Annotated in this window: 14 protein-coding genes; 7 read left to right on the forward strand and 7 right to left on the reverse strand. The window is 70.6% G+C overall.

Features of this window, described 5'->3' with window-relative positions; all coding sequences use genetic code 11:
• Position 1: 1 nt before the first annotated feature.
• Positions 2-730: a pyridoxal 5'-phosphate synthase glutaminase subunit PdxT gene (gene pdxT / locus ACX80P_RS03190; protein WP_459276576.1), complete on the reverse strand. Its 729-nt coding sequence runs from the start codon at positions 728-730 to the stop codon at positions 2-4.
• Between the two features lie 101 nt (positions 731-831).
• Here pdxT and ACX80P_RS03195 point away from each other — a divergent pair, with 101 nt between their 5' ends.
• The 5 genes from ACX80P_RS03195 (at position 832) to ACX80P_RS03215 (ending at position 6189) form a co-directional block, all read left to right on the forward strand.
• A complete protein-coding gene (locus ACX80P_RS03195) occupies positions 832-2103 on the forward strand; it encodes a DUF1727 domain-containing protein (RefSeq protein WP_459276577.1) in 1272 nt (423 codons plus the stop codon).
• Entirely contained in the window at positions 2103-2873 is a 771-nt protein-coding gene (locus tag ACX80P_RS03200) for a type 1 glutamine amidotransferase (RefSeq protein WP_459276578.1), read from the forward strand. Before ACX80P_RS03195 ends, ACX80P_RS03200 begins: the two co-directional genes overlap by 1 nt.
• A gap of 140 nt (positions 2874-3013) precedes the next feature.
• The gene (locus ACX80P_RS03205) at positions 3014-3376 is read left to right on the forward strand and encodes a VOC family protein (protein ID WP_459276579.1); all 363 of its coding nucleotides are present in this window, start codon (positions 3014-3016) and stop codon (positions 3374-3376) included.
• Positions 3377-3437: 61 nt separating this feature from the next.
• Positions 3438-5447: a M3 family metallopeptidase gene (locus ACX80P_RS03210; protein ID WP_459276580.1), complete on the forward strand. Its 2010-nt coding sequence runs from the start codon at positions 3438-3440 to the stop codon at positions 5445-5447.
• Between the two features lie 25 nt (positions 5448-5472).
• Positions 5473-6189, forward strand: coding sequence for a GNAT family N-acetyltransferase (locus tag ACX80P_RS03215; RefSeq protein WP_459276581.1), 717 nt, complete (start codon positions 5473-5475; stop codon positions 6187-6189).
• 60 nt (positions 6190-6249) lie between these two features.
• Here the strand turns inward: ACX80P_RS03215 and pdxS are convergent, their stop codons facing one another.
• Together pdxS and ACX80P_RS03225 are read right to left on the reverse strand one after the other, a co-directional pair.
• Positions 6250-7164 carry a pyridoxal 5'-phosphate synthase lyase subunit PdxS gene (pdxS, locus tag ACX80P_RS03220; RefSeq protein ID WP_459276582.1) on the reverse strand — a complete coding sequence of 305 codons (915 nt, stop codon included), beginning with the start codon at positions 7162-7164 and terminating at the stop codon, positions 6250-6252.
• 35 nt (positions 7165-7199) lie between these two features.
• On the reverse strand, positions 7200-7424 hold the full coding sequence (locus ACX80P_RS03225) for a hypothetical protein (protein ID WP_459276583.1): 225 nt from the start codon (positions 7422-7424) through the stop codon (positions 7200-7202).
• Between the two features lie 303 nt (positions 7425-7727).
• Between ACX80P_RS03225 and ACX80P_RS03230 the strand changes: the two genes are divergently transcribed.
• Positions 7728-8552: a sigma-70 family RNA polymerase sigma factor gene (locus ACX80P_RS03230; protein WP_459276584.1), complete on the forward strand. Its 825-nt coding sequence runs from the start codon at positions 7728-7730 to the stop codon at positions 8550-8552.
• A 52-nt stretch (positions 8553-8604) separates the two neighbouring features.
• On the opposite strand, the gene pgsA is transcribed toward ACX80P_RS03230, so the two are convergent.
• From pgsA to ACX80P_RS03250, 4 genes are all read right to left on the reverse strand, one after another.
• Complete coding sequence (gene pgsA / locus ACX80P_RS03235; RefSeq protein ID WP_459276585.1) at positions 8605-9225, reverse strand: phosphatidylinositol phosphate synthase; 621 nt, start codon at positions 9223-9225, stop codon at positions 8605-8607.
• Complete coding sequence (locus ACX80P_RS03240; RefSeq protein ID WP_459276586.1) at positions 9225-9851, reverse strand: HIT family protein; 627 nt, start codon at positions 9849-9851, stop codon at positions 9225-9227. The genes pgsA and ACX80P_RS03240 overlap by 1 nt, the downstream gene beginning before the upstream one ends.
• Entirely contained in the window at positions 9851-11845 is a 1995-nt protein-coding gene (gene thrS, locus ACX80P_RS03245) for a threonine--tRNA ligase (RefSeq protein ID WP_459276789.1), read from the reverse strand. Before thrS ends, ACX80P_RS03240 begins: the two co-directional genes overlap by 1 nt.
• A 172-nt stretch (positions 11846-12017) precedes the next feature.
• Positions 12018-12320, reverse strand: a complete 303-nt coding sequence (locus ACX80P_RS03250; protein ID WP_459276587.1) for a chorismate mutase — start codon at positions 12318-12320, stop codon at positions 12018-12020.
• 163 nt (positions 12321-12483) lie between these two features.
• On the opposite strand from ACX80P_RS03250, the gene ACX80P_RS03255 reads away from it, so the two are divergent.
• Complete coding sequence (locus ACX80P_RS03255; RefSeq protein WP_459276588.1) at positions 12484-12741, forward strand: mycoredoxin; 258 nt, start codon at positions 12484-12486, stop codon at positions 12739-12741.
• Positions 12742-12758: the final 17 nt, after the last annotated feature.

Here is a 12758-nt window from a genome sequence, read left to right on the forward strand (position 1 = left end):
CCTACGCTTCTCCTCTGATCATCCGAATAAACAGTTCATGGACCCGCCGCTCCCCCGTGACCTCCGGGTGGAAGCTCGTGGCCAGCAGGTTCCCTGAACGCACTGCGACAATTCTAGCCACCGGTTCCGGGTCCGCACCGGCGCCGGCCCCGTCCGGGGAGGGCCCGGGCTGCGGCGTCTCCGAGGCGGGCACCTGCGCGAGCACCTGCACGCCCTCGCCCACCTTCTCCACCCACGGGGCACGGATGAACACGGCACGCACCGGATCGCCGCCGTCCGCGCTCCCGGTCGCGGCGAGCCCGCCGAAGGAGAGATCGGTCTCGAAGGACTCCCGCTGCCGCCCGAACGCGTTGCGCCGCACCACCATGTCGAGGCCGCCGAGGGTCTGCTGGGGATTGCCGAGGCGGTCCGTGGACGGGTCCGCGAGGACGTCGGAGAGCATGATCATCCCGGCGCAGGACCCGTAGACGGGCATCCCGCCGGCGATCAGCTCGCGCAGCGGTCCGGCCAGCCCGAAGGTGCGGGTGAGCTTGTCCATCGTCGTGGACTCCCCGCCGGGGATGATCAGGCCGTCGACCGCGGCCAGCTCGGCGGCCCGCCGCACGGGCACGGCCCGCGCGCCCAGGGACTCGATGGTCGCGATGTGCTCGCGGACGTCGCCCTGGACGGCGAGGACGCCGACGACGACGCCGGACACGGGCGAGGGGACCGGGGAGGACGGGGAGGTCATCCCCCAATTCTAGGTTCTCCCGGCCCCGCCTCCGGCGGGCGTGAGGAGCGCCTCCCCGCCACGTCCCGGGGAGGCGGGCGGGCCTGCGGTAATTTGGAGGCATGAATCCCCTTCCAGTCCTCGTGGGCAAGGCCGCGCGCTTCGCCTCCCGCCTGCGCGGCGGAGGCTCCGCGTTCCCGGGCCTCGTGGTCGAGCGCCTCGACCCCGGCTTCATGGGCCGCGCCCTGTCCACCCTCCCCCGGGGCGTCGTCGTCGTCAGCGGCACGAACGGCAAGACGACCACCACCAAGATGGTGGTCGAACTGCTCGAGGGCCAGGGCCTGACCGTGTTCACCAACCGCACGGGCAGCAACTTCACGCGCGGTGTCGCGGCGGCCCTGCTCGGCGAGGTGGACTGGCGCGGGCGCCTCACGGCGGACGTCGCCGTCCTGGAACTGGACGAGGCCCACGCCGTGCACTTCGTGAAGCTCGTCCCTCCCCGGTACTCCCTGCTGCTCAACGTCCTCCGCGACCAGCTGGACCGCTTCGGGGAGATCGACGCGACCACGCGCCTGCTCGAGCGGATCGCGCTCGCCACCACGGGCACGGTCGTGCTGAACCGCGAGGACCCGCGGGTCGCAGGTCTGGCGGCGTCGATCACGGCGGCCGACGTCGTCTACTTCGGCCTCGACGCCTCGCTCCGGAGCACCTTCCCCAACGACGACGAACTCCGCGGCGCCGCGGGGACCGCACCCGCCTCGGCCCTCCCCGCCGACGTCGTCCTCGCCTCTGTGGACGGCAACGCGGCCGTCTTCGAGGTGGAGGGCACGACGACGCGCACCGACCTCCGCCTGCGCGGCGTCTACAACATCTTCAACGCCGCGGCGGCTCTCGCGGCGGCCCGCGCCGTCCTCGGCGGCAGCGCGGACGGCGATCAGCTGTTCTCCTCCCTCGCCGCCGTCGAACCGGCCTTCGGGCGGGGCGAGAGCCTCGTCGTCGACGGGCAGCCCCTGGAACTGGTGCTGGTCAAGAATCCGAGCGGCTTCCGGCTCGGCCTGAAGTCCTTCGACCCCGCCGGCTGCGCGACGATGATCGCCATCAACGACAACTACGCCGACGGTCGCGACATGTCCTGGCTGTGGGACGTCGACTTCGATTCGCTGGGCCTCGGCGGGGTGGACGTCGTCACCGGGGTGCGGGCGTACGACATGGCGCTGCGCCTCAAGTACGACGACGTCCGCGTCGGCGCCGTCGAGCCCGACATCACCGACGCGCTCCGGCAGTTCATCCGCGGCTCCGCGGGACACCCGAAGCGCATCTTCTGCACGTACACCGCCATGCTCGCGGTCCGCCGCGAACTGGCCAAGATCACGAAGGTCGAGGTGGTCTCCTGATGAGTGACGCCCCATCCGCCGGTGCCCTCACCGAGGCGCCCACCGACCCGTCGAAGGGCTCCCTGCGCATCCTGCAGCTGTACCCGCGCGAGATGAACATCTACGGCGACTACGGCAACGTCCTCGTGCTGAAGCAGCGCCTGGCGTGGCGTGGCTACGGGGCCGAGATCCTCGAGCACAACGCGGGAGACGAGTTCCCCGACGACGTCGACATCATCGTCGGCGGCGGCGGCCAGGACAGCGGGCAGGTGGTCATCCAGGAGGATCTGCAGGCCATCGCGCCGAGGCTCCGGGACCTCGCCGAGGACGGCACCCCGATGCTCCTCATCTGCGGGCTGTACCAGCTGTTCGGCAACACCTTCCGGACGTACGAGGGCACCGTGATCCCGGGCATCGGGGTGCTCGACCTCGAGACCCGCGGCGGCTCCGAGCGGCTGATCGGGAACGTGGTGGCCACGAGCGAGGAGTTCGGCGAGATCCACGGCTACGAGAACCACAGCGGCCAGACGTTCCTCGGCAGCGGACTGAAGCCCCTCGCCACCGTGATCAAGGGCGCCGGCAACAACGCGGAGGAGAAGCACGAGGGCGCCCGCTACCGGAACATCGTGGCGAGCTACCTGCACGGATCGCTGCTGCCGAAGAACCCGGCGATCGCCGATTTCCTCCTGCGCACCGCGGCGGAGCGGAAGTTCGGCGCGTTCGACGACGCCGGCGTCGACGACTCCCTCGCCGAGCTCGCCCGGCAGCACGCCGGAGCCCGCCCCCGGTAGGACAGCACCCCGCCGGGCGCGTCAAGGGGCGACGACGACCCCGGCGACCGCGGGGTGCAGCCGGTAGCGTTCGACAGGACGGACCCCGGTCGGGGCCCGCCACCCCATCGGGCCCGCTCAGGGTCCGCGGAAGGAGCGTCATGGCCAAGGCAGTAGCAACAGTCTGGGTGCCCGTCGAGGACATGGGTAGGGCCCTCGCCTTCTACCGGGACACCCTCGGACTCGAGGTGACCATGGAGCAGGAGGACTGGTCCACGCTCGACGCCGGCGGTTTGACCATCGGCCTCAACGCCCGCGAGAACACGCACGGCGGGCGGGGCGGCGGCGCGGTCATCAGCTTCGAGCCCGAGGGTTCCATCGAGGACGAGCTGGAGCGCATCTCGACCCGTGGCGGTGCGTCCATCGAGGGCGGGATCAGCGAGTATCCGTGGGGGCGGATCCTGCCGTTCAAGGACAGCGAGGGCAACGACCTCCAACTCTACTCTCCCCCGTCCGAAGGCTGAGCGCGTCGCCGGGGTCGGGGGTGGTGCGGGTCACTGCAACAACGTGCAAAAGTTGGTTCCCATGAGCAACCCTTTCCTTGAGCCCAGCACCCTCGACTACCAGCTGCCTCCGTTCTCGGCCATCCGGGACGAGCACTACCTGCCGGCGTTCGACGCCGGGTTCGCCGAGCACCTCGCCGAGATCGACGCCATCACGGGCTCCCCGGAGCCCGCCACCTTCGAGAACACGGTCATCGCCCTCGAGCGGGCGGGCAGCACCCTGGACCGCGTCTCGCGCGTGTTCTTCAGCAACTCGGTGAGCCACGCGACCCCGGCCGTCCAGGAGCTCGAGCAGCAGATCGCCCCCCGCCTCGCCGAGCACGAGGACACCATCAAGCTCGACCGCGCGCTGGTCGAGCGCGTCCGGCAGGTCCCCCTGGAGGGGCTCGACGACGAGTCGGCGCGCCTGGTGGAGGAGTACCTGCGCGGGTTCGTGCGGGCAGGAGCGGAGCTCGACGACGACGCGCAGGCCACGCTGCGCCGGCTGAACGCGGAGCTGTCGGCGCTGAGCACCGAGTTCTCGCAGAAGCTCCTCAAGGACACGAACGATTCCGCGCTCCTGCTCGACACCGCCGAGGACCTCGACGGGCTCTCCGCCGAAGCGATCTCCGCCGCGGCGACCGCGGCGTCGGACGCCGGCCACGAGGGCAAGTACCTCCTGACCCTCATCCTGCCCACCGCCCAGCCCGCGCTCGAATCGCTCACGGACCGGGATGTCCGCCGTCGCCTGCACGAGGCGTCCGTGACGCGCGGAGCCCGCGGCAACGATGCCGACACCCTCGCCATCGCGGGCCGCATGGCGGCCCTCCGCGCCGAGCGCGCTGCCCTGCTCGGCTTCGACACCCACGCGGCCGCGGCGACCGACAACCAGACGGCGCCGTCGCTCGAGGCGATCCTCGACCGCATGAGGGAGCTCGCTGCCCCGGCCGTGCGCAACGCCCGGGCCGAGGCCGCCGAACTCGAGGCGGAGGCGGGCCACGGCATCGAGCCCTGGGACTGGGCGTACTACGCCGCGAAGGTCCGCAAGGCGAAGTTCGACGTCGACCTCGACGCCCTGCGCCCCTACTTCGAGCTGGAGCGCGTCCTGGCCGACGGCGTCTTCTACGCCGCGAACCGCCTGTACGGCCTGAGCTTCACGGAACGCCCCGACCTCACCGGCTACCACCCGGACGTGCGCGTCTGGGAGGTCTTCGACGAGGACGGGTCCGGGCTCGGCCTGTTCCTGGGCGACTTCTACACGCGCGACACCAAGAGCGGCGGCGCGTGGATGAATTCCTTCGTCGACCAGTCCCGGCTCGAGGGCACGCGGGCGGTCGTCATCAACAACCTGAACATCTCGACGCCGGGGACGGGCGAGCCGACGCTGCTCTCCTACGACGAGGTCGTCACCCTGTTCCACGAGTTCGGCCACGCCCTGCACGGCCTGTTCTCCGACGTCACCTACCCGCTTTTCGCGGGGACGTCCGTGCCGCGCGACTTCGTCGAATACCCGTCGCAGGTGAACGAGATGTGGATCCTGTGGCCCGAGATCGTGGCGAACTATGCGCGCCACCACGGGACGGGCGAGGCGCTCCCCCAGGATGTCATCGACCGTATCCACGCCGCGGGTGCCTGGGGCGAGGGCTTCGAGACGACCGCCTACCTCGGCGCCACCCTGCTGGATCTCGCCTGGCACTCCCTCCCCGCGGGCACCGTCATCGAGGATCAGCTGGCCTTCGAGGCGGCGGCGCTCGCGGACGCCGGTATCGACTTCGCCCCCGTGCCGCCCCGGTACCGGACCTCGTACTTCAAGCACATCTTCGCCGGCGGGTATGCGGCGTCCTACTACGCGTACATCTGGAGCGAGATGCTCGACGCCGACACCGTCGAGTGGTTCAAGTCCTCCGGCGGGCTGACCCGGGAGAACGGCGACCACTTCCGGCGTGAACTGCTCTCCCGCGGGAACAGCATCGACCCGCTCGAGGCGTTCCGCCGGTTCCGGGGGCGGGACGCCGACCTCCAGCCCCTGCTCGTCCGCAGGGGCCTCGCGTGACGCGCACCCCAGGGGGCGGTCCCGCATGGTGAGCGTCGCCGCGTGCCAGCGGCTGCAGTCCGCCTGGTGCGCGGCGCTCGCGACGGCGACGGGCGGGAAGACCTTCTCCACCCACGGCTCCACGTGGGTGTGGCTGCCGGCGCGGCGCGAACTCATGATGATGTTCCCCGAGACGGTCAGCACCTACGCCGTCCGGCCGGCACTGGCGGAGGGCGCCCGGCTCGGCGCGACCTCCGTGCGTGTGTGGCTCAACGCCGCAGTGGACGCCGTCGACCTCGGTGACCTCGGCTTCAGCCCGAGCTGGCAGCCATGGTGGATGGCGGCGCCCGTCGACGCCGTACTGCGGTCCGGGGACGACGCCGCGGTCCTCACCGCCGAGGTGCCCGACTACTCGGGGCCGCTCCTGGAGGAGTTGCGGGTGGTCCGGTCCGAGCCGCGCCAGGCCTGGCATGCCGTGACGCGCGACCCCGAGCACGGGAACGTCTCGGGTGCCGCGTACTCGTTCTACCCCTCCGGCGTCGCCGGGCTGAAGGGGCTCGCCGGCATCCACCACCTCGAGGTCCTCCCGGCCTACCAGCGGCGAGGCCTGGCCACGGCACTGCTCAGCGCCACCGCGCGCGCCGCGGGCGAGGCGGGGGCGGTCGACGTCGCGGTGAACGCCACCCCGCAGGGCTACGGGTTCTTCTCCCGGCGGGGGTTCGTCCTGCTCGGCCGCGGCAGGACCTACGCCCTGGGGTCCTGACCCGGGAACGCCGAAGGGCCGCAACCCCGCGGCTGCGACCCTTCGGGATGCTCGGCTGGACTACCAGCCGCGCTCCGCCAGGCGGTGCGGCTGCGGGATCTCGTCCACATTGATGCCGACCATGGCTTCGCCGAGGCCACGGGAGACCTTGGCGATCATGTCGGGGTCGTCGTGGAACGTCGTCGCCTGGACGATCGCGTTCGCGCGTTCGGCCGGGTTGCCCGACTTGAAGATACCGGAGCCGACGAACACGCCGTCCGCGCCGAGCTGCATCATCATGGCGGCGTCCGCGGGGGTCGCGATGCCTCCGGCGGTGAAGAGCACGACCGGCAGGCGGCCGGCGGAGGCCACCTCCTTCACGAGCTCGTAGGGGGCCTGCAGTTCCTTCGCGGCCACGTACAGCTCGTCCTCGGCCATCGAGGACAGACGGTTGATCTCCGAGCGGATCTTGCGCATGTGCATCGTGGCGTTCGAGACGTCGCCGGTGCCGGCCTCACCCTTCGAACGGATCATGGCGGCTCCCTCGTTGATGCGCCGCAGGGCCTCGCCGAGGTTCGTGGCACCGCACACGAAGGGGATCGTGAACTTCCACTTGTCGATGTGGTTGGTGAAGTCGGCCGGCGTCAGGACCTCGGACTCGTCGATGTAGTCGACGCCGAGGGACTGCAGGACCTGTGCCTCCACGAAGTGGCCGATGCGCGCCTTGGCCATGACGGGGATGGAGACGGCCGCGATGATGCTGTCGATCATGTCGGGGTCGCTCATGCGCGAGACCCCGCCCTGGGCGCGGATGTCCGCGGGCACCCGCTCGAGCGCCATGACCGCGACGGCACCGGCATCCTCGGCGATGCGGGCCTGCTCGGCGGTGACGACATCCATGATGACGCCGCCCTTGAGCATTTCGGCCATGCCGCGCTTCACCCGGTTTCCACCGGTCTGTGCTGTGGGTGCCGAATTTCCTTCAACGGTGGACACAACTTGCCCCTAAAAGGTAGATAAAAGCTGACACTTCATGATACGCGTCCGGTGCGGGTCCTCCGGCCGACGGCGACGACCTCGCGACGCTCGAGTTCGTCCAGCAGCCCGTCGAGCGGCTCGTCCGGCCAGGTGGAGGACGGCCCGCCGCCATCGGGCGGGCGTGCCGCCCGGGCTGCGGCCACGCGTTCGAGCACGAGCAGTTCCGCCTGCGTGACGATCTGCAGATCGGCGGGCATGAACGTCGGCAGGTGGGGCATCGTGGGTCCTTCCCTCGTGGGCTCGGGTGTCCTCGTGATCCGTCCGGGTGGACTGTTCTGTCGGACTGTTCTGTTGGACGGATCCGACGATGGGAAGTCATCGCCGCCTGCGGGTCTCGCGACCGCCGGCCGCAGTCTTCCCGGGCGTAAGCAGGCCAACCTCAGCCTTTGAGCAGGATTGACCCAACCGCCCCGGACGCCCGGGAAACCGCTGATAGCTTCATCACGACACCTGCCGCCCAGGCGGCCCCTCGAGGGGCTTGCGCGGGCAGCAATGCTACTAAGCAGCTGGGGAGCTTGCTCATGCATTCACGGGACCGTGAAAAACTCATCGTCGACAACCTGCCTCTGGTCGGGTATCTCGTCTCATCCTTGTGCGCCCGCGCCACCCACCTCTCCCGGGAGGATCTGGCGTCCGTCGGCGCGATCGCGCTCATCACCTCCGCCGACTCGTTCGATCCCACGCTCGGGGTGCCGTTCGGCGCCTATGCCCGGCGCCGCATCACGGGTGCCTTCGCGGACGACATGCGCTCCGGCGACTGGGCGCCGCGCTCGGTCCGTCGCCGGATCGGCGACACCCTCGGCGCGCAGGACGCCCTCGCGGCCTCGCTCGGGCGGAAGCCGACGACCGACGAGCTCGCGATGACGCTCGGCGTCACCCGTCAGGAGGTCCACGCGGCGCTCGACGACGCCGCCCGCTCCGTGCACGTGCTCGACGACACGGTGCTCGACCTCGTTCCGTCGCCCGAGCAGCTCCCGGAGGCGTCCCTGCTCGCCGACGAGCAGATCCGCCACCTCCGCGCCGCCGTCGTCCACCTTCCAGGGCGCATGCGGCACATCATCGAGCAGGTCTTCTTCGAGGGCCGCTCGGTCACCGACGTCGCAGCGGACCTCGGCACGACCCACTCCGCGGTGTCGCAGCAGAAGTCCGAGGCGCTCCGGCTGCTGCACGACGGGCTCGCCACCCACTACGCCGACGCTCCGGGCGTCGCGTCGGCGCCGAGGTCCCGGGTCGCTCCGAAGCGGCGGGCCGAGTACCTCTCGTCCCTGGGCGCCGCTCTGATGCCCCTGCGCGACAGTGCGGCCGCCTTCGCGGGGCCCCGGCCGGTCCTCGCGTCCGCGTCCTAGCCGGGAACACCGCGCCGGGCGGCCGACGCCGCCCGGCCGTGTTCCCCCGGCCTCAGGAGGCCGGCCGCGCCTCCCGGGACTGTCGCCGGACGGCGCCGACGCGCTGGAAGACGGTGACGAGGCTCGCGACCGCGAGGAGCACGAGCACGGCGAACAGGAAGACCTGGGGCAGCCCGAGCCCGGTGAGCCCGGTGACCACGAGGAGGGAGACGAGGCGCTCGGCGCGCTCGGCCACTCCGACGTTCGCGGTGAAGCCGAGGGACTCCGCCTTGGCCCGTGCGTAGGAGACGATCATGCCGAGCACGAGGCAGGCGAGGGCCGCGATCGCGATGGCCGTGTCCTCCCCGCCCGTGAAGAACCAGACGGCGACGCCGGCGAAGAGGGCGCCGTCGGCGATGCGGTCGAGGGTGGAGTCGAGGAAGTTGCCCCAGCGCCCGCCGTGGCCCTCGATCCTCGCCATGATGCCGTCGACGACGTCGGAGAACACGAACGCCGTGATGAAGATCGTGCCCCAGAACAGCTGTCCGAGCGGGTAGAACACGAGCGCACCGCCGGCCACGCCGATGGTGCCCGCGATGGTCACGGCGTCGGGCGTCACACCCCATTTGAGCAGGAGCCGGGCCAGGGGCGTGAAGAGCCGCGTGAAGAAGGCCCGCGCGTACTTGTTGAGCATCAGGAGGCCGGCCCCGTGGGCTCCCCGGCGGCCCACTCGGCGGCGACCTGCGTGCGCACGTCGCCGAGCGTCTGCGTGATGGCCTTGGTCTGCGCGATGATCGGCAGGAAGTTGCCGTCCCCGCCCCAGCGGGGCACCACGTGCTGGTGCAGGTGGGCGGCGATCCCCGCGCCACCGGTGACGCCCTGGTTCATGCCGAGGTTGAAGCCGGAGGGTTTGGACACCCGGCGCAGGACGCGCATCGCGGTCTGGGTGAGGGCGGCGATCTCCGCGGTCTCGGCGTCGTCGATGTCCGTGTAGTCGGGCACGTGCCGGTAGGGGCAGACCAGCAGGTGACCGGCGTTGTAGGGGAAGAGGTTGAGCAGCACGAACGCGTGCGTGCCCCGGTGGACGATCAGGGCGTCCTCGTCGCTCAGGTGCGGCGCGCGGCAGAACGGGCACGACTCCTCCGTGGTCACCTGCTCCTGCCCGCCCTTGATATAGGCCAGGCGGTGCGGCGTCCACAGCCGCTGGAAGGCATCGGGCACGCCGGCGAGCTCGAACCCGTCGGTGACCTCCTGGTCGCCCGGGTACGCGGCGGCCGGCGCCCCGGGAGGGGCCGTGTCCGGACTGTCGGCGTCGGCCATCAGAGAGTCGCCTCCCTGCTGCGGACCGCCTCCACGATCCGGCGGACGGCCTCGTCGACCGGCACCTGGTTGTCCTGGCTGCCGTCCCGGAAGCGGAACGAGACCGCGTTCGCCTCCTGGTCCTCGCCTCCCGCGATGAGGACGAACGGGACCTTCTCCTTGCTCGCCGTCCTGATCTTCTTGGGGAAGCGGTCGGAGCCGGCGTCGACCTGCGCGCGGATGCCCTCGGCCTTGAGCTGGTCGACGACGTCGAACAGGTAGTCGTTGAACGCCTCCGCCACGGGGATGGCGAGGACCTGCACGGGGGCCAGCCAGGCGGGGAACGCCCCGGCATAGTGCTCGGTGAGGACGCCCATGAAGCGTTCGATCGAGCCGAACAGGGCCCGGTGGATCATGACCGGGCGCTGGCGGGAGCCGTCCGCCGCCTGGTACTCGAGTTCGAAGCGCTCGGGCAGGTTGAAGTCCAGCTGGATGGTGGACATCTGCCAGGTGCGGCCGATGGCGTCGCGCGCCTGGACGGAGATCTTCGGGCCGTAGAACGCCGCTCCCCCGGGATCGGGCACGAGCTCCAGCCCGGAGGCCTCGGCGACCTCGGCGAGGGTGCGGGTGGCTTCCTCCCAGATCTCCTCCGAACCGACCGACTTCTCGGGGTTGCGCGTGGAGAGTTCCAGGTAGAAGTCGTCGAGGCCGTAGTCCTTGAGCAGGCCCAGCACGAAGTTCAGCGTCCCGGTGAGCTCGTCCTTCATCTGCTCGCGCGTGCAGTAGATGTGGGCGTCGTCCTGGGTCATCCCGCGGACGCGCGTCAGGCCGTGGACGACGCCGGACTTCTCGTACCGGTACACCGAACCGAATTCGAACAGGCGCAGCGGCAGTTCGCGGTAGGACCGTCCGCGGGACCGGAACACCAGGTTGTGCATGGGGCAGTTCATCGGCTTGAGGTAGTAGTCCTGGCCGGGCTTGCGCACCGAGCCGTCCTCGTTGAGCTCCTCGTCGACGTGCATGGCCGGGAACATGCCGTCCCGGTACCAGTCGAGGTGCCCGGAGACCTCGTAGAGGTGCCCCTTGGTGATGTGCGGCGTGTAGACGAACTCGTATCCGGCGTCGGTGTGGCGCTGGCGGGAGTAGTCCTCCATCGCCTTGCGGATGGTGCCGCCTTTCGGGTGGAACACGGGCAGGCCGGAGCCGAGCTCGTCCGGGAAGGAGAACAGGTCCAGCTCGGTGCCGAGGCGCCGGTGGTCGCGCCGCTCGGCTTCCGCGAGCCGCTCCTGGTAGGCCTTGAGCGCGTCCTTGGTGGGCCACGCCGTACCGTAGACGCGCTGCAGCTGCTTGTTCTTCTCGCTGCCCCGCCAGTAGGCGGCGGCCGAGCGGGTCAGCGCGTACGCGTTGGAGATGAGCTTCGTGTTGGGCAGGTGCGGGCCGCGGCACAGGTCCTTCCAGACGACGTCCCCGGACTTGCGGTCGACGTTGTCGTAGACGGTCAGCTCGCCGGCGCCGACCTCGACGGAGGCGCCGTCCTCGTCCGTCGCGCCGCCCTTCAGGCCGATGAGTTCGAGCTTGTACGGCTCGTCCTTCATCGCCTCGCGGGCCTCGTCCTCGGACACGACCCGGCGGACGAACCGCTGGTTGGCGTTGACGATCTTCAGCATCATCTTCTCGAGCTGCTTGAGCTCGTCGGGCGTGAAGGGCTCCTCGACGTCGAAGTCGAAGTAGAACCCGTCCGTGATGTAGGGGCCGATGCCGAGCTTGGCTCCGGGGCGCAGCTGCTGCACGGCCTGCGCCATGACATGCGCTGCGGAGTGGCGGAGGACCTCGAGCCCGGCCGGGTCCTCGAGCGTCACGCCGTCGACGGCGGCTCCGTCGGGCAGTTCCTGGTCCAGGTCCTTGAGCTCGCCGTCGACCCGCATGACGACGACGTCGCGCCGCTCGGCGAACAGCTCCGTGCCGGTGGTGCCCGTCGTCGCCTGCTTCTCTTCGCCGTCGACGATGAGTTTCATGGACTGCGGCGCTGACACGGAGGGTCTCCTTGATGCTGGGAACAGGGGCGCCCGACAGGGCGGAACGGCACCCCGTGAGCCCGGGGACCGCCGTGCTGATCGTATCGGGTGGGCGCGGGGCCGACCAACAAGCTCGCCGCAGGACGGTGACGCGCTGCCGGCCGGGCGCGCCTCACTGCTCCCGCCGCACCCGCAGCTCGTACTCGATGAACGCGTCGATCATGGCGCGGTACGTCCGCTCGACGACGGTCGGGTCCACCCCCTGCTTCGACGCGTAGTCGCGGACATTGGTGATGACCTGTTCCACGCGGGCGGGCGCCCGGACGGAGGCGTCGTCCCGCTTGAGGGTGCCGGCTCTCCGGACGAGGCGCTCGCGGCGGGACATGAGGGAGACGATCTGCTCGTCCACCTCGTTGATGGCTACGCGGACCGCGGCCAACTGCTTCGCGCTCTGTTCTTCCTCTGCTTCAGCCATGCCGGAAGCCTACCCGCGCCGGCCCCGGCGGCAAGGGGCCCGCTGGCACCGGCCGTCAGGAATGGGGCGGCGCGATCATGCGTTGACCACGGTGCGGGCACCACCGGCCCGCCCTTTCCACCCCATGCGTGCGGGGAAGCCGCGCGCACAGACGAGGAGCACCGTGGACTACACGCCAGACGCAGGATCCATCACCATGTTCTCCACCTCGTGGTGCGGGTACTGCCGTCGCCTGAAGACGCAGCTCTCGGCGCAGGGCATCGGCTACACCGAGATCAACATCGAGGACGTCGAGGGCACCGCCGAGCTCGTGGCGTCCCTCAACGGCGGCAACCAGACGGTGCCGACCGTGATCTTCCCCGACGGCAGCACCGCCACGAACCCGTCGGTCGCCGAGGTGAAGACCCGGCTCTCCGTCTAGGTCGGGCACCCTCCGCG

This window comes from Arthrobacter arabinosi (assembly GCF_054511115.1).

What these genes read in the sequence shown, in the direction of transcription:
- ACX80P_RS03230 (WP_459276584.1), top strand. Translation starts at nt 7,728, where the DNA reads ATGCATTCACGGGACCGTGAAAAACTCATCGTCGACAACCTGCCTCTG.
- ACX80P_RS03210 (WP_459276580.1), top strand. Translation starts at nt 3,438, where the DNA reads ATGAGCAACCCTTTCCTTGAGCCCAGCACCCTCGACTACCAGCTGCCT.
- ACX80P_RS03195 (WP_459276577.1), top strand. Translation starts at nt 832, where the DNA reads ATGAATCCCCTTCCAGTCCTCGTGGGCAAGGCCGCGCGCTTCGCCTCC.
- ACX80P_RS03240 (WP_459276586.1), bottom strand. Translation starts at nt 9,851, where the DNA reads ATGGCCGACGCCGACAGTCCGGACACGGCCCCTCCCGGGGCGCCGGCC.
- pgsA (WP_459276585.1), bottom strand. Translation starts at nt 9,225, where the DNA reads ATGCTCAACAAGTACGCGCGGGCCTTCTTCACGCGGCTCTTCACGCCC.
- pdxT (WP_459276576.1), bottom strand. Translation starts at nt 730, where the DNA reads ATGACCTCCCCGTCCTCCCCGGTCCCCTCGCCCGTGTCCGGCGTCGTC.
- ACX80P_RS03225 (WP_459276583.1), bottom strand. Translation starts at nt 7,424, where the DNA reads ATGCCCCACCTGCCGACGTTCATGCCCGCCGATCTGCAGATCGTCACG.
- ACX80P_RS03205 (WP_459276579.1), top strand. Translation starts at nt 3,014, where the DNA reads ATGGCCAAGGCAGTAGCAACAGTCTGGGTGCCCGTCGAGGACATGGGT.
- ACX80P_RS03250 (WP_459276587.1), bottom strand. Translation starts at nt 12,320, where the DNA reads ATGGCTGAAGCAGAGGAAGAACAGAGCGCGAAGCAGTTGGCCGCGGTC.
- ACX80P_RS03215 (WP_459276581.1), top strand. Translation starts at nt 5,473, where the DNA reads ATGGTGAGCGTCGCCGCGTGCCAGCGGCTGCAGTCCGCCTGGTGCGCG.
- ACX80P_RS03200 (WP_459276578.1), top strand. Translation starts at nt 2,103, where the DNA reads ATGAGTGACGCCCCATCCGCCGGTGCCCTCACCGAGGCGCCCACCGAC.
- thrS (WP_459276789.1), bottom strand. Translation starts at nt 11,845, where the DNA reads ATGAAACTCATCGTCGACGGCGAAGAGAAGCAGGCGACGACGGGCACC.